Source organism: Streptomyces sp. NPDC058872 (assembly GCF_042743065.1).
Lineage (GTDB): Bacteria > Actinomycetota > Actinomycetes > Streptomycetales > Streptomycetaceae > Streptomyces.
Map to the genome: position 1 here is coordinate 107,507 of NZ_JBHYMK010000013.1, position 19,001 is coordinate 126,507.

Sequence of the window (19,001 nt, forward strand, 5' to 3'; positions counted from 1 at the left end):
GACGCCGGCCACACCGACAAGCACGGCAACTCCGGCGATGCCGCAAGAACCCCAAGCACGCTCTGAACAATATCTTCGTTCTTCTCGACCCGGCTGGAGCGATGGCGTACGTCGAGCCGAGTAGCCGACAGAAACAAGCGGACCGCGATGCCCCATCAGCCCATGAGCCACGTGGGTTGCGGTGCCGAGACTGGCACGCCGCCACACTCTGCGCTACGCCGTCGGGAAGCATGACACACCGTCAGAAAAGTCAGCAAGAGGTCAGCATTCAGCTGACCAGACCTGCTCACACACGAGCACACCCTGGAAGTACACCCGCCGACTGCGCGACTGTGGGAGGGGCTGCGATACGCCCCCTCCCACAGTCGCGGCGACAGCCACAGGCGCAGCCGGGCGCCTCTCGTCCCTCCATCGGCTCGGCAGAGAAAACCTCAGGTCAGCGGTGCGCGGGGTTCTTTCGCGGCGCGATCCGGGCGTTGGGGAGGGCGGGGGCGGGAAGGCGGTCGCCGGGGTAGCCGTCGACCTCGCCGAAGCGGTCGGAGGCCTTCTCCCACTCCTCGCGGGCCTCGGCGACGTCCTCGTGACTGCGGCCGATGAAGTTCCACCACATCACGATCTCCTCTTCGAACGGGGTACCGCCGAGGAGGACCGCACGGGCGGGGACGTCCGATTCGTTCACCAGGGTCAGCACGTCGGACCCCGCGCCCGCGTACCCCAACTCGGCCGACTGGAGGAGCGTTCCGGCCATGCGGACCTCACCGGTGTCCACCAGCAGGCCGTGTTCGAAGGTCGGATCGGTGCGGAGCTCGACGGTCGCGCCGGGGTCGAGGAGGAGTTCGGCACCGAGCAGCGGCGTGAAGGTGGGCACGGGCGAGGCGTCTCCGGCGAGCGAACCGAGGAACACCCTGATGTCCGCCCCGTCGACCCGGGTGGTTCCGGGGGCGTAGTGCTGGAAGTTGCGGGCCGCGTTCCGGTGCCCTTCGGGGAGGGCCACCCAGAGCTGTACGCCGTGCAGGACGGTGGTGCGCGCGGTGGAGACCTCGGTGTGGCTGATGCCGTGGCCGCCGGTCATGAGGTTCAGCTCGCCCGGGCGCACGTGCGCGTGGCTGCCCAGGCTGTCGCGGTGCTCGATCTCACCACTGAAGAGCCAGCTCACGGTCTGCAGTCCGATGTGCGGGTGGGGCGCGACGTCCATTCCCCCGGACTCGGCGACGTCGTCCGGACCATAGTGGTCGGCGAAGCACCAGGCGCCGATCAGGGTGCGGGCGCGCTGCGGGAGCGTGCGCCGCACGGTCATCGCCCGGGGCCCGCCCAGAGGAACGTCACGTGCCTTCAGGACCTCGACCTCCGCCATACTCATGGCGCGCCCTCCCAGAATGTAGTTCCATTTTCAACAATAATGGATGATCATAGCCCCTGCGGGGGTGACACGCACCCCTCGCGGACGGAGGCCACGACGGCCCGGAAGGAGCGCACGGTGAGCGAGACGGCAGGAGACCCGGCCGAGCGACGGATCTACGTCGACAAGCAGAGCCCCGAGCCCTACCGGGCACTCCTGCGCACGGCCAAGTCCGTACGGGCGACGGCCGATGCGGCAGGGCTCGACCGCATCCTGGTGGAGCTCGTCAACCTCCGGGTGTCCCAGATCAACGGCTGCGCCTACTGCCTCGACGTGCACACCGGGGCCGCCCTGCGCGCGGGCGAGACGCACCGCCGCCTGGGGGTACTGGCCGCCTGGCGCGACACCGAACTCTTCACGGAGCGCGAGCGGGCCGCACTCGGCCTGGCGGAGGCCACCACCGACCCCGCCGACACCCGTGCGCAGGACCGCGCCTACGCCGACGCCCGCCGGTCGCTGACCGAGGACGAGATCTCTGCGGTGATCTGGGTGGCGATCGCCATCAACGCCTTCAACCGCGTCTCGATCCTGAGCAAGCACCCCGTGCGGGAGGAGTCCGCCACGGACTGAACCCGGGGCGGGACGAAGAAGGTCCGGCGCCGTCGGACGCCGGACCACAGGACGGGATCTGTCGGGTCGATCAGGTGGAGATCTCGGGGAGCACTCCGGCGACCGGCGCGGCCAGGTCGGTCAGCTGCCGCAGCTGGCCCAGCTCGTTCAGCCGACCGAGTCCGTTCAGCTGGTCGGCAACGCCGGGGAACTGTCCGCGGGACTCCTCGGGGATGCCGGTCATGGTCAGGGCGTCCAGTTCACTCACCGGGTTCACCTTCGGGCCGAGCGGTCCGCTGACGTCGGCGGCGTTCGCCGCGTGCGCGGCGGACGCTCCGAGGCACGAGAAGGCGGCGGCAACGGCGAGGATCGAGGAGATGCGTCGTGTAGAGGTCACACTCCCCCAACGCGTCGACCTGCTCGAAGACACGGCGTCCACCCCCTCGCACCGCCCGAACGGGCCCCGGGCGAGCGGTGTCGCCCCGCCCCGGGAGCAGCGGGGCGCGGGGCGCGCACGCCGGTCGCGGCGCTCAGGGGGTCGTGCGGACGGGGAAACTGAAGGAGTGTCCGTGCTGCTTCAACCAGGGCACGACCTGACGCAGGGCCGCAACGGTCTGGCTGCGGTCACCGCCGCCGTCGTGGAAGAGGATCGTGGGCCCGTTGGGCAGCTCGTTCTTGACGGTGCCGACGATCGAGGCCGTACCGGGCCGTTCGAAGTCCTTGGTGTCCACGTTCCAGCCCAGCGGTCGCATGCCCGCGGCCGCGGCGATCCGTCGGCTGTCCGGGGTGAACGCACCGCCCGGCGCGCGGTAGTACGCGACCTCGACGCCGCCGGCGGCCTCCTCGATGAGTTCCTTGGCTTCGAGGATCTGCCGCTCCTGGTAGGCCACGGACTTCTTGTCCATCGCGGTGTCGTGGGTCATGGTGTGGTCACAGAGCCGGTGTCCCTCCGCCACGACCCGCTTGACGAGGTCGGGGTGTTGCCGGGCCTGCGGGCCGATCATGCAGAACACGGCCTTGACGTCGTACTGCTTGAGGACGTCGAGCACCTGGGGCGTCCAGCGGGGGTCGGGGCCGTCGTCGATCGTGATGTTCACCGCCGTGCCCCCCGCCTCGGCGGCGTGCGCGATGCCCCGGGGAACCTGCACCGGCCGCACCGGGGCCGGCGCCTCGGGCTTCGCCGCAGGAGCCTCCACGGCCGGGGCCTCCCCCAGCCGCCCGCTCGCCCCGTGGTCGATCAGCGCCGTGGCCCCCCAGACCGCCGCGCTGAGCCCCACCGCCGAAGCCACCACGGCTATGTGCGCGGCGTACCTGCCCTGACCCATGAAATCCCACTCCCCGTCGGTTGCGACCGTCTCCCTCGTGAGAGGACGGCGCGAAGAGCCGGAAGGTTTCATCACATCCCGGTCCCTTCCCGGGAGGAGCCGTATCCCGGACGGGCCCCCGGCCGCCGACGGGGCAGGAACCCGGGCCACCGCCCCGTGCTCCCTCCGCCCCGTCACCCGCGACGGCTCCGTCCACGCGACCGGGGCACCGCCGTCCCCAGGGAAAATTCTCCCTTTCCAGACATGTCGACCGGGTGGAGCCCTGCGTGTTCTCACGCCCTCGCGGCCCGCCGTGAGCGACCATGACGGACGCCGAAACCGTCCCCACGAGCGGAAGAAGGACCCCCGTGCCCGGCAGCGACAGCGAGAACCCGGCGATCCCCTCCCCCACTCCCGCCGACAACCGCCCCATGACGAACGCCGACTGGTGGCCCAACCAGTTGGACCTTCAGGTCCTCCACCAGCATTCGCCCCTGTCCGACCCGATGGGCGAGGAATTCGACTACGCGAAGGAGTTCGCGGGCCTCGACGTCGAGGCCCTGAAGCGCGACGTGTTCGCGGTGATGACGGACTCCCAGGAATGGTGGCCCGCCGACTACGGCCACTACGGGCCGCTCTTCATCCGGATGAGCTGGCACGCCGCGGGGACGTACCGCATCGCCGACGGCCGGGGCGGCGGCGGCAGCGGCGCACAGCGCTTCGCCCCGCTCAACAGCTGGCCGGACAACGCCAGCCTCGACAAGGCCCGCCGGCTCCTCTGGCCGGTCAAGCAGAAGTACGGCAGCAAGATCTCCTGGGCCGACCTGCTGGTCTTCGCCGGCAACTGCGCCATGGAATCCATGGGCTTCACGACCTTCGGCTTCGGCTTCGGGCGCCCGGACATCTGGGAGCCCGAAGAGATCTTCTGGGGTCCGGAGGACACCTGGCTCGGGGACGAGCGCTACCGCGGCGACCGTGAGCTCACCGGCCCCTTCGGTGCCGTGCAGATGGGTCTGATCTACGTCAATCCGGAGGGGCCCAACGGCACCCCCGACCCGGTCGCCGCCGCCCGGGACATCCGGGAGACCTTCGGCCGCATGGCGATGAACGACGAGGAGACGGTCGCGCTCATCGTCGGCGGCCACACCTTCGGCAAGTGCCACGGCGCAGTCGACCCGCAGTACATCGGCCCGGAGCCCGAGGCCGCCCCCATGGAGCAGCAGGCCCTGGGGTGGCGGAACACCCACGGCAGCGGCAAGGGTGCCGACACGCTCACCAGCGGGCTGGAGGGGGCGTGGACCACGGAGCCGACGACCTGGGACAACGGCTACCTGGACCATCTGTTCCGGTACGAGTGGGAGCTGACGACCAGTCCCGCCGGCGCCCGGCAGTGGACCCCGAAGGACGCCTCGGCACAGGGCACGGTGCCGGACGCCCACGACCCGTCGAAGCGGCACGCGCCCATGATGCTGACGACGGACCTCTCCCTGCGGATGGACCCCGTCTACGCGCCGATCGCAAAGCGCTTCCACGAGAACCCCGACCAGCTCGCCGAAGCCTTCGCCAAGGCCTGGTACAAACTGCTGCACCGCGACATGGGGCCCCTCTCCCGCTACCTCGGCCCCTGGATCCCCGAGCCGCAGCTCTGGCAGGACCCCGTTCCCGCGGTCGACCACGACCTGGTCGGGGAGGCCGACGTCGCCGCCCTCAAGGAGAGGGTCCTCGACTCGGGACTTCCGCTGTCCGACCTGGTCACCACGGCCTGGGCGTCAGCGGCGAGCTTCCGCGGCACCGACAAGCGCGGCGGGGCCAACGGCGCCCGCATCCGGCTCGCACCGCAGAAGGACTGGGAGCTCAACGACCTGCCCGAGGTGACCCGGACGGTCGAGGTGCTGGAAGGGATCCGCGGGGACTTCAACGGCTCGGGCGGCGGGGCGAAGGTGTCCCTCGCCGACCTGATCGTGCTGGGCGGGTGCGCAGCCGTCGAGCGGGCCGCGAAGAACGCCGGGCACGACGTCGCGGTTCCGTTCGCGCCGGGGCGCACGGACGCCTCGCAGGAGCAGACCGACGTGGAGTCCTTCGCCGTCCTCGAACCCCGGGCGGACGGCTTCCGCAACTACCTGCGGCCGGGCGAGAAGCTGTCCCCGGAGACGCTGCTGCTGGACCGCGCCCACCTGCTGACGCTGACCGCCCCCGAAATGACCGTGCTCGTCGGCGGCATGCGGGCGCTGGGCACCGGCTTCAAGCAGTCGTCGCACGGCGTCTTCACCGACCGTACGGAGGCGTTGACCAACGACTTCTTCGTCGGCCTGCTCGACATGGGCACGGAGTGGAAGGCGTCCGCCGAGGAGGAGAACGTCTTCGAGGGCCGGGACCGCGCCACGGGCCGGGTGCGGTGGACCGCCACCCCCGTCGACCTGGTCTTCGGTTCGCACTCCCAGCTCCGGGCCCTCGCCGAGGTGTACGCGTCCGCGGACGCCGGCGAGAAGTTCGTGCGCGACTTCGTCTCCGCCTGGGACAAGGTGATGAACCTCGACCGGTTCGACCTCCGCTGATCACGGCACACCGGTCCGGTCGGCCGCTTCGGCCGGCCGGACCGGCCCGTCCGCAGCCTGGTGGTGCCAACACCAGGTGCAGCACCCACTCCCGAGGAACGGCCGGGAGTGCCAGCGTGGTGGCCATGACCCAGCGCACCACTCTGATCACCGGCGTCACCCAGGGCATGGGGCACGCACTCGCACTCGATCTGGCGCCCCTCGGCGGCACCCTCCTCCTGCACGGCCGGAACGCCGAACGCCTGGAGGCCGTGGCCACCGAGGTCCGGGCCGCCGGGCCCGACACGACCGTCCGCACCCATGTCGCCGACCTCTCCGACCTGGACCAGGTCGATGCGATGGCCGCCCGGATCAGGGCGACGGAACCGCACCTCGACGGCCTCGTCCACAATGCGGTGGCGGGAGGGGGGTCACAGCCGCTCCTGCGCGAGCTGAGTGGCCAGGGGTACGAACTCCGCTTCGCCGTCAACCACTTGGCGCCGTACGCACTCACCCGCGGCCTGCTGCCGCTGCTCACCGCCTCGGCGCCGGCTCGGGTGGTCAACGTCGCCTCGATCGGGCAGGAGGAGATCGACTTCGACGACGTGATGCTGGAGCGCGCCTACGAAGGCCTGCGGGCCTATTGCCGGAGCAAGCTGGCGATGATCATGGCGACCTTCGAACTGGCCGCCGAACTGGAGGGCAGCGGCGTCACGGTGAACGCCCTCCACCCGGCCCACCTGATGGACACGGCCGGGGTCCGCGCCTATGGGCTCACCCCCGTCACCAGCACCGAAGAGGGCGTTCGCCCGACCGTGCGACTGCTGCTGGACCCGGAGTTGGCCACGGTCACGGGGCGCTACTTCGACCGGTTCGACGACACGCGGGCCCATGAGCAGGCCTACGACGGCGAGGCACGCAGGCGCCTGATGGGGTTGACCCGGGACCTGGTCGAGCGGAGGTGACCGCCACGGGTCCCGCACGGGGAGGGCGGCGCCCGGCCGGGGACGCCGGGACCGTTGCCGGCCACAGCCCACAGGACCCGGGGTCGACGGCCCCGGGGCCGGCCGGCGCGGGGGATCGGCCGGCCCCGGGCCATGGACTCAGACCGCGGCGGGCCCCGCCCCCGACTCCTGGGCGGCCTCGGCCGCGGTGTGGGGGGAGGCGAAGGTGAAGGCGCGGGGGGACGGCCCCCGCTCCTGCAGTTCGGTCAACCGCGCCACGGCCTCGGCGACGGTCGGCACGTGCCCGGCGGGCACCCACCAGAGCACCAGGTGCGCCCGGACGTGCCGCTCGAACCATTCGCGACGCCGGCGCATCACGTCCAGGTGACCGCTGCGGTACGCGTAGTCCCACAGGGCCTCCGGGGTCTCCCACACCGACAGGTTGACGATGACGTCCTCGCCCAGCGGGCGCAGGCCGGTGGCATCGTCGTCCCCCTCCCCGACGAGTCGCCACACGAAGCCGGGAGCGCCGTCAGCGGCGGCGTTGACCGGATCGAGGAGCTCCACGAACGGTGCCACGCGCGGGTCGTCGAGGGGGTACCGAAGGGTGGCGACGTTGAGTTGGGCGAGGTGGAAGGCGTGCGCGGGTGCGGTCATGGACCCATCCCAGCACGGCTCGATTTTCTATGTCAATGACTATTGCTTTTAGAAGCTTCGACCACCACGCAGCACTCTCCCGGCCGGGCGTCCATCCGGGCGCGCACGGGACCGTCCGTGCCGAGCAGACCGTCGAGCAGCGCGAGGTTCATGCCGCAGACGAGCGGGGGAAAGCGTTCGGCCACCGCGTGGAAAGGGCAGTTGCGCAACCGGACCGCCCCCGCACCGCCCCCTTCGGCGAGCTCCACGTACGGCTCGTAACCACGGGCGGCCAGCAGCTCCACGGCCTCCTCCAGCCCTTCGCAGGGAGCCGCCCCGCCGCGCAGGGACTCCCCCCTCCGGTACGCCGCCGCACAGAGCCCGGCGTCGAGCCCGGCCTCCTCCGCGGCCTCGGCGAGCAGCTCGGCGGCGGTGCGGTAGTCGCGCCCGGGCAGTGACACCGACCGCTCGCCGGGAGCCCGCACGTACACCTTGGCGGGACGCCCCGCCCCGGGCCCCGACCGTCCGGTCAGCCGGCGGCTACCGCTCTGCAGCAGCCCGGCCTCGGTCAACTTGTCCAGGTGGTGGGCGGCCAGGGTGCGCGCCACCCCGGCCCCCTCGGCGGCCTCGTTGCGCCCGACCTCGCGCCCCTGGGCCACCACGTACTCGTACAGGCGCCGCCGCACCGGATCCTGCAGCACCGCGATCGCATCGATGTCCTCCACCCGTCCATTCTAAGAACGACGGGAATGGGTGATAGAAGGTCGCGGGCGACACTCCTCAACACCGCGCGGCCTGCCTCGACACGACACGGCACCCGCGGGACCGGGGTCCGGCACCCGGCGCCGGGAAGCTCCCGGGCGCCGGCCCCGCGAACGGCCGCGTGCTACCTTCGCCCCCCATCGGACGACCGGGAGCAAGGCGTGACGGAAGCGACGGAACCGGAACCGGGTGCGCGAGCACGCCTCCGGAGGCAGCCGCAACAGGCACGCAGCAGGGCCCGGGTCGAGGCCGTCCTCGCGGCGGCCGACCGGCTCCTGTCCCAGGAGGGGTACGAGGCGCTGACCGTCCGACGGATCGCCGAGGAGGCCGGCGTGCCGATCGGCAGCATCTACCAGTTCTACCCCGACAAGAGCGCGGTCGTGGACGCCCTCGGCCAGCAGTACCTGGCGGCCTTCGAAACCGCCATCGACGAGCTCGTGGAGCGGGCCGTCGGGGGCGAGCTGACCGACCTGGTCGGCACGGTGGTCGACGTCTACGCCGAGGTCTTCCGGTCCCAGCCCGGCGGCATGGCGCTCTGGGCAGGACGGCACCTCAGCCCGGAGCTCGCACGGGCCGACGAGGCGAGCAACGCCCTCATCGCCGAAGGCCTGCAGCGCATCGTGGAGCACCTGCTCGGCGCGCCGGGCGGCGAGCAGCTGCGCCGGGCGACCCGGACGGCGGTGTGGGCGGCCAACGCCGTGCTGCACGAAGCGTTCAGGGACGACGGAGAACCGGACCCGGGGACGGTGGACGAGCTCAAGCGGATGCTGAACGCCTACTGGGAGGACCTGCGCGACCGACTGACGACGGCGGAAGGCCACTCCGGAGCACCTCCCCACCCATAGAACATGAACAGAGGTTCATGTTACGGTGCGGCCCACTTCGGACGGCGGGCCGCACGCACGCCGGCGGTCGAAGGTGAGCAACTCCCGCATCACCGATCGAAGGCAGGCGCCCGTGACCACCCGCCCCACCGCTGCCGCACGAATCCCCCGGCTCCCCTCCGACTTCACCTGGGGCGCCTCGACCGCCGCGTACCAGATCGAGGGCGCGGCCGAACAGGACGGCAAGGGCCCCTCGATCTGGGACGCCTTCGTACGGCGCCCGGGGGCCGTACGCGACGGGCACACCGGCGACATCGCCTGCGACCACTACCACCGGTTCGACGAGGACGTCGCGCTGATGCGCCGGCTCGGGCTCGACGCGTACCGCTTCTCGATCTCCTGGCCGCGCGTCCTGCCGACCGGTGCGGGCCGGGTCGAGCCGCGCGGGCTCGACTTCTACGACCGCCTGGTCGACGCGCTGCTCGCGGCCGGAATCGAGCCGACGCCCACCCTCTTCCACTGGGACCTGCCGCAGGCCTTGGAGGACGGGGGCGGATGGCTGAACCGTTCGACCGCCCACCGGTTCGCCGAGTACGCAGCCGTCGTCGCCGATCGGCTCGGCGACCGGGTCCACCGGTGGATCACCCTGAACGAGCCCTTCGTGCACATGTCCTTCGGCTACGGATTCGGCGTGCACGCCCCGGGCCGTGCCCTGCTGCTCGACGCGCTGCCGGTCGCCCACCACCAACTGCTCGGCCACGGCCTCGCCACCGCCGCACTGCGGGCCGCCGTCCCGGAAGGGCAGGTGCTGATCGCCAACAACTGCACCCCCGTCCGGCTGCGCCCGGACACCCGGTCGGACGCGGACGGCGCCGCGGCCTCGGCCTATGACGCCCTGCACAACCGGCTCTTCAACGACCCCGTCCTCCTGGGCCGTTACCCCGACCTCTCGGCCTACGGGATGCCCGAGCCGAGCTGGGGCGGAGTGGTGCGCGACGGGGACCTGGCCACCATCTCCGCTCCACTGGACGGCCTCGGCATCAACTACTACAACCCGACCTGGGTCACCGCTCCGGTCGACCCCGCATCCGGCCTCCCCTTCGACCTGACCGAACCCCAGGAGGACTACCCCCGGACGGACTTCGGCTGGCCCGTGGTTCCCGAAGGGCTCACGGAGCTCCTCACCGGCCTCCGCACCCGCTACGGAGACGCCCTTCCCCCGGTGTGGATCACCGAGAGCGGCTGCTCCCAACCCGCGGGGCTGGACGACCAGGACCGGATCGCCTACCTCTCCGGACACATCGCCGCAGTGGCCCGCGCCCAGGTCCTGGGGGTCGACGTGCGCGGCTACTTCACCTGGTCGCTGCTCGACAACTTCGAGTGGGCGGAGGGCTATCACCAGCGCTTCGGGCTCGTCGAGGTCGACTTCGCCACCGGACTCCGCACGCCACGGGCCAGCTTCGCGTGGTACCGCGACCTGATCGCCTCCCAGCGGTCCAGAGCGACGGAGTGACCGTGGAGCGCGCCCCGGACACCGGGGCGGCGGACCGCACCGCCGTCCTCGCCGAGCCCACCGTCCCGGTCACGGCCGGCTGGACGGCCCGTCTCTCGCTGGCCACGCTCGCGGTCTTCATGGCCTTCATGACGCCCATCCAGGTCCTGCTGCCGCTGCAACTCGAACGCATCGCCGCGCAGGACAAGAACGCCGCGCTGTCGCTCGTCACGGGGCTCGGGGCGCTCGCCGCGGTCCTCGCCAACCCGATCGCCGGTGCGTGGTCGGACCGCACCACCGGTCGGTTCGGCCGCCGCAGGCCCTGGATCCTCGGCGGTGCCCTCGCCGGGGCGGCGGGCCTGGCGATCACCGCAGCCCAGCACACGGTGACGGGCGTCGCCCTCGGCTGGTGCCTGGCGCAAGCCGGCCTGAACGCGATGCTGGCCGGGGTCGCCACCCCGATCGCCGACCAGGTGCCGCTCGGCCAACGGGCCCGGGTCTCCGGCTGGACCGGCCTCATGCAGTCCTTCGGCCTGGTCCTCGGGGCGCTCGTCACCACCCTGCTCGTCACCGGCGTCCGGGCCGGCTACACCGTCCTCGCCGTGCTCACCGTGGTGCTCGCGCTGCCCTTCGTCCTGCTCCACGCCGAACCGCCCCTGCCCCGGGCACTGCGCCCCGCCTTCGACCCCCGCGCCTTCGCCCGCTCGTTCTGGGTGAGTCCACGGCAGCACCCCGACTTCGGCTGGGCCTGGCTCAGCCGGTTCCTGATCAACCTCGGCAACGCCCTGGGCACCCTCTACCTCTTCTACTTCCTCGCCGATGCGGTCCACCACCGCGACCCCGGCACCGGGGTGCTGGTCCTGACCGCGGTCTACACCCTGTGCGCCGCCCTCACGGCCGTCCCCGTGGGCGCCCTGTCCGACCGGGTGGGGCGACGCAAGGGCTTCGTCGTCCTCTGTTCCGTGGTCATGGCGGCCGCCGCGCTGGCGCTCGCCCTGTTCCACACCTGGCCGGCCGCCCTCGCCGCCGCCGCCGTCCTCGGCGGGGGCTACGGCATCTACCTCGCCGTCGACCAGGCCCTGGTCACCCAGGTGCTGCCGAAGGCCGTCGACCGCGCCAAGGACCTCGGCGTCATCAACATCGCCAATTCCGGCCCCCAGGTCCTCGCCCCGGCCGTCGCCGCACCCGTCATCGCCCACCTCGGCGGCTACACCGGCCTGTACGCCGCGGCGGCCCTGGTCATCCTCCTCGGCGGCCTCCTCGTCGGCCGCATCCGCGGTGTGGACTGACCGCGGCTTCGTTCCGCACCCTCCGGAACGAAGCCGCGAGCGTCCCCCGGAACGGGACGACCGGCCGACCCGTCCGTGCCCCGCGGACGGCATCCGGACGACATCCGGACGGATCCCGGTACCCATGGGGGCGGGGATGGAGGACAATCCTCATGGGGGCGGGCAGGAACCCACCGACCCCGGGAAGCACCATGACCGATCTGCCGACCGACGCCGGACCGACGCGGGTCTTCCTCGTCGACGACCACGAGGTCGTGCGCCGGGGTCTGCGGGACCTGATCGACGACGAACCGGACCTGGACGTGGTGGGAGAGGCGGGGACGGCAGAGCAGGCCCTCGCCCGCGGTCCGGCGCTGCGCCCGCACGTCGCTGTCCTCGACGTGCGCTTGCCGGACGGCGACGGAATCTCCGTCTGCCGGGAACTCCGCTCCCGGATGCCCGAACTGGCCTGTCTGATCCTGACCTCGTTCGACGACGAGGAAGCACTGCTCGACGCGATCATGGCGGGAGCGGCCGGTTACGTCCTCAAACAGATCAAGGGGGCCGACCTCGTGTCGGCGGTGCGGACCGTGGCGAGCGGACAGTCGATGCTGGACCCCGCGACCACCGCCCGGCTCATGCACTCCCTGCGGGACCCCGAGCCGACGCGACAGCCCGAGGACGAGCGGCTCGCCGTGCTGTCCGAGCGGGAACGGTCCGTCCTCGAACTGATCGGCGAAGGGCTCACCAACCGACAGATCGCGAAGCGGCTCTACCTGTCGGAGAAGACCGTCAAGAACCACATCTCGCGACTGCTCGGCAAGCTCGGGGTGGAGCGCCGCGTACAGGCCGCCGTGATCGCCGCGCAGGCCCACGAGCACGAAGCGGAGGAACGGTAGGGACTTCCGGCCTCCGACCGGCGGGCGGCGGGCGGCGGGCGGCGGGCGGCGGGCGGCGGGCGGCGGGCGGCGGGCGGCTACCGGTTCGGCCCTCAGGTCCGCCCGGTGGACAGCGGGATCCGCCACTCGACCGCCGTGCCGCCCACCGGCTCGCCCCGCGCGCGGACCGTCAGGGTGCCGCCCAGTTGTTCGGCCCTCTCCAGGAGGTTCCGCAGCCCGCTCCGGGGGCCGTTCGGCGGGATGCCGACGCCGTCGTCGCCCACCTCGACCGCCAGGACGCCCCCGTCGCAGACCACGGACACCTCGGCCCGGTGCGCCCGAGCGTGCCGGGCCACATTGCTCAGGGCCTCGCCGATGACGGCGACCACCTCATCGGCCGTCTCGGGGGGCACCTCCGTGTCGAGCAGGCCCTCCATGCGCAGCGCCGGGGTGAATCCGAGGGTGACCGTGGCCTCGTCCACGGCTTTGACCACCCGGCTCCTCAGTTTCGGCGCGCTGCCCGGAGCGTCGTGCTCCCGGAGGCCGAAGATGGTCGACCGGATGATCTTGATGGTGGCATCGAGGTCGTCGATCGCCCGGCCCAACCGGTCCGAGGCCTCCGGATGGTCCACGAACCTGCGGGTGCTCTGCAGGGTCATGCCGGTCGCGAAGAGCCGCTGGATCGCCAGGTCGTGCAGGTCGCGGGCGATGCGGTCGCGATCCTCCAGAAGGCTGATCTGCTCCGCCTCCCGACGCCGGTCCGCCAGTTCGAGCGCCAGTGCCGTCTGTCCGGCGAACCCCGGCAGGGCAGTGGTCTCGGCGACCGTGAAGTGCTGGCGCTCGCGGCGGCGCGCGAGGATCAGGACGCCGCTCAACCGCTCCTTCGTGCCCACCGTGACCGCCACCGCCGGGCCGAAGCCCTTCCACTGGTCGCGCTGGACCGTGATGCGCGGCTCGTTCTCCACGTCGGCGACCGTGACCAGGCCCTCCTCCGCGAGGGCGATCGCGGCGAGGGTGCCCTCGCTGCTGGGCAGCACCAGGCCCCGGTGTGCTTCGGCCCCCTCCCCCCGGGCGAGCGACCCCCTCAGCTCGCCCCGGGAACCCATCAGGGCGAACACCCCGGTGTCCGCCCCTGCGATGTCCACCGCCTGCTCCAGCATCCCTTCGAGGACCTCGGCCTCCTCCGCCCCGGACAGCAGGGCGCTGGTGAGGTCGGAACTCGCGGCGAGCCAGCGCTGCTTGAGCCTGCCCTCCTGGTACAGGCGGGCGTTGTCGATCGCGATGCCGGCCGCAACGGCCAGGGTCGTCACCACGGCCTCGTCCTCGGCGTCGAAGTCGACCCCGTTCCGCTTCTCGGTGAGGTACAGGTTGCCGAAGACCTCGTCACGGACGCGGACCGGAACGCCCAGGAAGGAGTGCATCGGCGGGTGGTGCGGCGGGAAACCGTACGAGGCGGGGTGCTCGGACAGTTCGGGCAGGCGCAGGGGGTGCGGATTGCGGATCAGTTCGCCGAGCAGGCCGTGGCCCGAGGGCAGGTCCCCGATCCGTGCCCGCAGTTCCTCGTCGATGCCGACGGTCACGAACTCGGAGAGCTTCCGGTCGTCGCCGATGACGCCCAGTGCCCCGTACCCGGCGTCGACGAGGGTGACCGCCGCCTCCACGATGCCCCGGAGCACCTGCGGCAGGTCGAGCTCGCTGCCCACGGCCATGACGGCTTCGAGCAGTCCGTTGAGCCGGTCCCTGGTGCCCCGCACCTCGTCGATGCGCACCTGCAGCTCGTCGAGCAGCTCGTCGAGCTTCAGCCGCGGGAGCCTGCTGTCGCCCGGCCCGGGGCTCTCCCGATCCATCGCCACCTCCGGCCACGTCGCACGCACGGCCCTCGCCGGGCAGAAGCCCCTTCACCGTAGTTCGGGTGTCCGCGATGCTCCAGCCGAGCCGTCCCCGCGATAGGCGGTGCGGACGGATCTCGCGGTGAGGAAGCCGAGCGGGGCACAGGTGGCGGCGAGCCCGACGCCCGCCCCGTCGAGGGGGACGGTCTCCAGGACCGAGCTCAGGAAGGGCACGTACAGCGCGGCCAGGGCCAGTAGGGCCGAGGCGAGAACGCTCAGGGGGAGGAAGGGGTTCTTTCGGGTGAAAAGTCGGGAGCGGAGTCCCAGGACGGCGCCCAGCTGTGCGGCGAGGAGCGCGAGGAAGAGGACGCTCTGCCAGTCGCGGCCGAGGGCCCGGGCGCCGAGCGCGGCGGCGAGGGAGCCCGCCGTGACGACCCCGGCCAGGACCAGCAGGCGCTGCCACGCTCCGCCGCCGAGGACGTGCTGGTCCGGCGGGCGGGGCGGACGCCGCATCGTCCCCGGGGAGGCGGGTTCGGCCCCCATGGCGACACCGGTGAGGCCGTGCGTCAGGAGGTTGATCCACAGGATCTGTCCCGCCCGCAGGGGCAGCGGCAGTCCCAGGAAGGGGCCGATGAGCATGACGAGGATCTCGGCCGCGCCTCCCGCCATTCCGTAGACGAGGAAGCGCCGGATGTTGTCGTAGACGCGTCGCCCCTCCTCGACGGCCGCCACGACGGTGGACAGCTCGTCATCGGTGAGGACCAGGTCGGCGGCCTGTCGTGCGACCTCCGTCCCGCGGGCCCCCATGGCGACGCCGATGTCGGCGCGGTGCAGGGCGGGACCGTCGTTGACGCCGTCGCCGGTCATGGCGGTGACCGCGCCCCGGGAGCGCCACGCCTCCACGATGTCCAGCTTCTGCTGGGGGTCGGTACGGGCGAAGACCCGCACCGAGGTCAGGTCGGCGACGCGGCCCGCGGCCACGTCCGCACCGGTGAGGACCCGGTCGTCCGTCTCGGAGCCGCCCAGGAGCGCGACCCGGGACGCCACCGCCCGGGCCGTCGCCGGATGGTCACCGGTGATGAGGACCGGGGTGATGCCGGCCGCCCGACAGGACGCGAGGGTGGCGGCGGCGTTCGACTTGGGCGGGTCGCTGAGCGCGACGAGGCCGAGGAGCGCGAGTCCCGCCTCCGCCGCGGTGACCGGACTGGGAAGGCCGTCCCGTGCACCCGAGGCGACGGCGAGCACGCGGTACCCCAGGGCGGCCAGTCGTGCGGCCTCCTGCCGTGCCGCGGCGAGCGCGTCCGGGGGCTCGCTCAGCACGGCCGGGTCCAGCACGGCTTCGGGGGCGCCCTTCAGACAGACCAGCACCCGTCCCCCACCGGCCGCGTGCACGGTGGTCATGCGCCGGCGGAGGCTGTCGAAGGGGGCTTCTCCGATCCGCGGCCGGGTCCTCGCCAGTTCCTCCTGCGAGGGGCAGCCCATCGCGGTCGCGGCAGCCAGCAGGGCGACCTCCGTCGGATCGCCCAGGGCCGTGCGGCCTCCCCCGGACGCCCCGTCGTCCGGGGGACGCAGCGTCGCGTCGTTGCAGAGGGAGGCCACGGTCAGCAGTTCCGTCGCGGACCGGAGCCCGTCCGTCGCCACCGGTCCCCCGCCCCCGGAAGGCGCCTCCGGGGGCTCGTGTTCCACACCGGACGGGTCGACGCTCCCGAGCGGTGTCCAGACCCGTTCGACGACCATGCGGCCCCGGGTCAGGGTGCCGGTCTTGTCGGTGGCCAGCACGGACACCGACCCGAGCGTCTCCACCGCCGGCAGGCGCCGGACCAGGGCGTGTCGGGCGGCCATCCGTCGGGCTCCCAGGGCGAGGGCGAGGGTGACGACGGCGGGGAGGGACTCGGGAACGGCCGCCACGGCCAGGCTGATGGCGGTGACCGCCATCGTGCCGAGCGGAAGTCCCCGCACCAGGCCGAGGGCGAAGACCAGGACGCACAGGGCCAGCGTCACGACCGCGAGGACCCGTCCGAGTGCCGCGAGACGGCGCTGCAGCGGGGTCGGCTCGCGCTCCTCGTCGAGCAGCGTCGCGATGCGGCCGAGGGCTCCGGCGGCCCCCGTCGCCGTCACGGTGGCCACGCCCCGGCCCCGTACGACCACCGTGCCCCCGTTCAGCGCCGTGCCGACCTCCTTGTCCACCGGTACGGACTCCCCGGTGAGCATGGATTCGTCCACGAGGAGGGCGGAGGCCTCGACGAGCCCGGCGTCCGCCGCGATGACGTCGCCCTCGCCGACCAGCAGCACGTCCCCGGGGACGACCGCCGCCGCCGGCAGGTCGCGGACGACGCCGTCGCGCCGGACGCGGGCGTGCGGCGCGGTGAGGGCCGAGAGGGCGGCGACGGCGTTGTCGGCCCGGATCTCCTGGGCCACGCCGACGGCGGTGTTCACGAGGACGACCGTGCCGATGACGATCGCATCGGGGTGGTCACCGATCGCGAGCGTCAGCGCGACGGCCGCGAGGAGCACCATGATCAGCGGGTCGGTCAGCTGGACCAGGACGCGCCGGTGGAGGCGTACGGGTTTCCTCGCGGTCACTTCGTTGGGGCCGGTGTCGGCGAGCCGGCGGGCGGCCTCCGCCTCGGAGAGTCCCGCCGCGGCCGGCCCCGGTGCGAGGGTCCGGTCCGCCTCCGATGCGGTCATGGCCCGCTCACCGGGCGGGGACGGTGATCACCGGGCAGTGCGCACGGTGCAGCAGCCCGTGGACGACCGAGCCGACGCGCATCCCCGAGTATCCGCCGTGCCCCCGCCGGCCGACGACGACGGCCAGGGCGTGCTCGGCGGCGTCCGCGAGCACCTCGACGGGGGAACCGAGGAGCACCTCGTGGGTGAGGCGGACATCGGGGTACTTCTCCGTCCACCCCGCGGTCATCTCCGAGAGCAGACGGCGTTCGGCCTGGAAGAGCACGTCGTGCTGGACGGTGAAGACGGGGGGCTGCCAGACGGCAAGGGCGCGCAGGGCGCAGCGCCGGAGATCGGCTTCCTCGAAGGCCCAGGCCAGGGCGGTGCGCGAGGAGGTGCTGCCGTCGACGCCGACGACCAGGTAGGGGGTCTCCTGGGTGGCGTGCTCCGCGTCGCCCACGACGACCACCGGGCAGCGTGCCGTCGCCGTGACCGGGACGACCAGGGAGCCGGCGCTGAGGAACTCCTCGGTGCGGCTGAGGTGGCGGGAACCGAGGACGATCAGGTCGGCGCCGTCGGACAGTCCGGACAGGACTCCTGCGGGAGAACCGTCCAGGAGGGCGGAGGTGGTCCTGACTCCCGGCTGCCGGTTCTGTGCCCAGGCCAGTGCGGAGCCGAGGGCCTCGGTGGCGGTCTGGCGCCGGGCCCGGTGCCGGGCGGTGTCGTCGACGTGCCGCACGTCGTGCCGCGGCGGCACCGCGACGACCAGACGCAGGTCGGCTCCGCGGAGGCGGGCTTCGTCGGCCGCCCAGGCGAGGGCGAGGCGTCCCGGCCTGACCGGGTCGACGCCGACCACGACGGCGCGTCGGTCCATGGTGGGTGTCATGACGTGCTCCCGTGTCCGGGCCCGTGCCGCGGGATGAGTTCCACGGGGCAGTGGGCGTGCTGCAACAGGCTGAGCGTGGTCCGTCCCAGGGTGCGCCCGAGGTATCCAGGCGCCCGTCGGCCACCGACGACCAGGAGGTCAGCCCGGTCCGAGGCGTCGACCAGGGCACCGGGCACGCTGAGGTCCCGCCGGCCCTCGGTGTGCAGGCTCAGGGACGGGAACTCCTCTCGCATCCGTTCGGAGACCGCGGCCAGCACCCGGACGTGCGGGCGGGCGGGCTCCTCGTCATCGCCGTGCCCCGCGGTCCGCGAGCCGATGGAGAGCGGCGTTCCCCAGACGTGGAGCAGTCTGAGGGGGACCTTCCACAGCAGGGCCTCGCGTGCCGCCGCGCGGGCGCAGCCCAGGTCGGTCTCGTTCCTGACCGCGGCCAGGACGGCTCCCGCCCCGCTCGGTTCCACGCCCCCGCGGACCACCACGACGGGGGTGGTCGCGGCAGCGGCCACCTCCAGGGCGACCGATCCGAGCAGCAGCGCGGAGAAACCGCCGACGCCCCGGTGTCCGACGACGACGGTGTCGGTCCGGTCGGCGGAGCGGCGCAGGCCGCCGGGGGCCGCCCCGTCGGTGAGTTCGGTGACGACCGTCAGGTCGGGGTGGTGCGCCATGACCGTCTCGGCGGTCCGGTCGAGGAGTTCCCGCCCCGCCCGGCGGTCCCCGTCGCCTTCGCCGGGGGGCAGGAACGAGGTCGGTGCGTCCACCGCGTGGACGAGGCAGAGGGTGCTGCGCCGCAGGGCCGCTTCCGTCGCCGCCCAGTTCACCGCCGTGCGGGCGGAAGGCGATCCGTCGACGCCGACGACGACCCTGCCGAGGCCGGGACCGGGGGTGGATCCGTCCATGGCTCCTCCTCGTGCGGTCCGGGCGGGGCATCGGGGCCTGCCCCCACCCTGACATCCGGGCGCCTGGGGTCGGAGGGCCGCTGGGGCCAACGACGGGGCCAAAGGTCCCCCCTCCGGACGGGGTGCGCATCAAGTC

16 protein-coding genes are annotated in these 19,001 nt (G+C 72.7%); 7 read left to right on the forward strand and 9 right to left on the reverse strand.

The features are described 5' to 3' along the window. Positions 1 to 436: 436 nt before the first annotated feature. Positions 437 to 1,360, reverse strand: coding sequence for a pirin family protein (locus tag ACFW22_RS11040; RefSeq protein ID WP_386401554.1), 924 nt, complete (start codon positions 1,358 to 1,360; stop codon positions 437 to 439). A 39-nt stretch (positions 1,361 to 1,399) separates the two neighbouring features. On the opposite strand from ACFW22_RS11040, the gene ACFW22_RS11045 reads away from it, so the two are divergent. Beyond that, the gene (locus ACFW22_RS11045) at positions 1,400 to 1,969 is read left to right on the forward strand and encodes a carboxymuconolactone decarboxylase family protein (RefSeq protein ID WP_386401556.1); all 570 of its coding nucleotides are present in this window, start codon (positions 1,400 to 1,402) and stop codon (positions 1,967 to 1,969) included. Between the two features lie 70 nt (positions 1,970 to 2,039). Here ACFW22_RS11045 and ACFW22_RS11050 read toward each other — a convergent pair whose 3' ends face one another. Together ACFW22_RS11050 and ACFW22_RS11055 are read right to left on the reverse strand one after the other, a co-directional pair. After that, positions 2,040 to 2,345 (reverse strand): hypothetical protein, encoded by a 306-nt coding sequence (locus tag ACFW22_RS11050; protein WP_386401558.1) that lies wholly within the window; start codon positions 2,343 to 2,345, stop codon positions 2,040 to 2,042. Positions 2,346 to 2,478: 133 nt separating this feature from the next. After that, complete coding sequence (locus ACFW22_RS11055) at positions 2,479 to 3,273, reverse strand: polysaccharide deacetylase family protein (RefSeq protein WP_386401560.1); 795 nt, start codon at positions 3,271 to 3,273, stop codon at positions 2,479 to 2,481. A gap of 347 nt (positions 3,274 to 3,620) precedes the next feature. Between ACFW22_RS11055 and katG the strand changes: the two genes are divergently transcribed. Both katG and ACFW22_RS11065 read left to right on the forward strand, forming a co-directional pair. Then, positions 3,621 to 5,807, forward strand: a complete 2,187-nt coding sequence (gene katG, locus ACFW22_RS11060) for a catalase/peroxidase HPI (protein WP_386401562.1) — start codon at positions 3,621 to 3,623, stop codon at positions 5,805 to 5,807. 125 nt (positions 5,808 to 5,932) lie between these two features. Continuing rightward, positions 5,933 to 6,751, forward strand: a complete 819-nt coding sequence (locus ACFW22_RS11065) for an SDR family NAD(P)-dependent oxidoreductase (RefSeq protein ID WP_386401564.1) — start codon at positions 5,933 to 5,935, stop codon at positions 6,749 to 6,751. A 138-nt stretch (positions 6,752 to 6,889) separates the two neighbouring features. On the opposite strand, the gene ACFW22_RS11070 is transcribed toward ACFW22_RS11065, so the two are convergent. Both ACFW22_RS11070 and ACFW22_RS11075 read right to left on the reverse strand, forming a co-directional pair. Then, positions 6,890 to 7,387 (reverse strand): DUF3291 domain-containing protein, encoded by a 498-nt coding sequence (locus ACFW22_RS11070; RefSeq protein ID WP_386401566.1) that lies wholly within the window; start codon positions 7,385 to 7,387, stop codon positions 6,890 to 6,892. Between the two features lie 32 nt (positions 7,388 to 7,419). After that, the gene (locus tag ACFW22_RS11075) at positions 7,420 to 8,091 is read right to left on the reverse strand and encodes a helix-turn-helix transcriptional regulator (protein ID WP_386401568.1); all 672 of its coding nucleotides are present in this window, start codon (positions 8,089 to 8,091) and stop codon (positions 7,420 to 7,422) included. 198 nt (positions 8,092 to 8,289) lie between these two features. On the opposite strand from ACFW22_RS11075, the gene ACFW22_RS11080 reads away from it, so the two are divergent. From ACFW22_RS11080 to ACFW22_RS11095, 4 genes are all read left to right on the forward strand, one after another. Beyond that, on the forward strand, positions 8,290 to 8,973 hold the full coding sequence (locus ACFW22_RS11080; protein WP_386401570.1) for a TetR/AcrR family transcriptional regulator: 684 nt from the start codon (positions 8,290 to 8,292) through the stop codon (positions 8,971 to 8,973). Between the two features lie 112 nt (positions 8,974 to 9,085). Then, on the forward strand, positions 9,086 to 10,465 hold the full coding sequence (locus ACFW22_RS11085) for a GH1 family beta-glucosidase (RefSeq protein ID WP_386401572.1): 1,380 nt from the start codon (positions 9,086 to 9,088) through the stop codon (positions 10,463 to 10,465). A 2-nt stretch (positions 10,466 to 10,467) separates the two neighbouring features. Further along, positions 10,468 to 11,733 (forward strand): MFS transporter, encoded by a 1,266-nt coding sequence (locus ACFW22_RS11090; RefSeq protein ID WP_386401574.1) that lies wholly within the window; start codon positions 10,468 to 10,470, stop codon positions 11,731 to 11,733. A 191-nt stretch (positions 11,734 to 11,924) separates the two neighbouring features. Next, on the forward strand, positions 11,925 to 12,611 hold the full coding sequence (locus ACFW22_RS11095) for a response regulator (RefSeq protein WP_386401576.1): 687 nt from the start codon (positions 11,925 to 11,927) through the stop codon (positions 12,609 to 12,611). A gap of 92 nt (positions 12,612 to 12,703) precedes the next feature. Here ACFW22_RS11095 and ACFW22_RS11100 read toward each other — a convergent pair whose 3' ends face one another. Genes ACFW22_RS11100 through ACFW22_RS11115 form a run of 4 tightly spaced genes read right to left on the reverse strand, consistent with a single transcriptional unit; the run spans position 12,704 to position 18,865 of the window. After that, the gene (locus ACFW22_RS11100) at positions 12,704 to 14,437 is read right to left on the reverse strand and encodes a GAF domain-containing protein (protein ID WP_386401578.1); all 1,734 of its coding nucleotides are present in this window, start codon (positions 14,435 to 14,437) and stop codon (positions 12,704 to 12,706) included. A gap of 51 nt (positions 14,438 to 14,488) precedes the next feature. Beyond that, on the reverse strand, positions 14,489 to 17,107 hold the full coding sequence (locus ACFW22_RS11105; protein ID WP_386401580.1) for an HAD-IC family P-type ATPase: 2,619 nt from the start codon (positions 17,105 to 17,107) through the stop codon (positions 14,489 to 14,491). A 7-nt stretch (positions 17,108 to 17,114) separates the two neighbouring features. Next, positions 17,115 to 17,972, reverse strand: coding sequence for a universal stress protein (locus ACFW22_RS11110; RefSeq protein ID WP_386401582.1), 858 nt, complete (start codon positions 17,970 to 17,972; stop codon positions 17,115 to 17,117). Next, positions 17,969 to 18,865, reverse strand: a complete 897-nt coding sequence (locus tag ACFW22_RS11115; RefSeq protein ID WP_386401584.1) for a universal stress protein — start codon at positions 18,863 to 18,865, stop codon at positions 17,969 to 17,971. The genes ACFW22_RS11110 and ACFW22_RS11115 overlap by 4 nt, the downstream gene beginning before the upstream one ends. Positions 18,866 to 19,001: the final 136 nt, after the last annotated feature.

What these genes read in the sequence shown, in the direction of transcription:
- ACFW22_RS11055 (WP_386401560.1), bottom strand. Translation starts at nt 3,273, where the DNA reads ATGGGTCAGGGCAGGTACGCCGCGCACATAGCCGTGGTGGCTTCGGCG.
- ACFW22_RS11065 (WP_386401564.1), top strand. Translation starts at nt 5,933, where the DNA reads ATGACCCAGCGCACCACTCTGATCACCGGCGTCACCCAGGGCATGGGG.
- ACFW22_RS11105 (WP_386401580.1), bottom strand. Translation starts at nt 17,107, where the DNA reads ATGACCGCATCGGAGGCGGACCGGACCCTCGCACCGGGGCCGGCCGCG.
- ACFW22_RS11045 (WP_386401556.1), top strand. Translation starts at nt 1,400, where the DNA reads ATGGATGATCATAGCCCCTGCGGGGGTGACACGCACCCCTCGCGGACG.
- ACFW22_RS11070 (WP_386401566.1), bottom strand. Translation starts at nt 7,387, where the DNA reads ATGACCGCACCCGCGCACGCCTTCCACCTCGCCCAACTCAACGTCGCC.
- ACFW22_RS11040 (WP_386401554.1), bottom strand. Translation starts at nt 1,360, where the DNA reads ATGAGTATGGCGGAGGTCGAGGTCCTGAAGGCACGTGACGTTCCTCTG.
- ACFW22_RS11115 (WP_386401584.1), bottom strand. Translation starts at nt 18,865, where the DNA reads ATGGACGGATCCACCCCCGGTCCCGGCCTCGGCAGGGTCGTCGTCGGC.
- ACFW22_RS11095 (WP_386401576.1), top strand. Translation starts at nt 11,925, where the DNA reads ATGACCGATCTGCCGACCGACGCCGGACCGACGCGGGTCTTCCTCGTC.
- ACFW22_RS11100 (WP_386401578.1), bottom strand. Translation starts at nt 14,437, where the DNA reads ATGGATCGGGAGAGCCCCGGGCCGGGCGACAGCAGGCTCCCGCGGCTG.
- ACFW22_RS11110 (WP_386401582.1), bottom strand. Translation starts at nt 17,972, where the DNA reads ATGACACCCACCATGGACCGACGCGCCGTCGTGGTCGGCGTCGACCCG.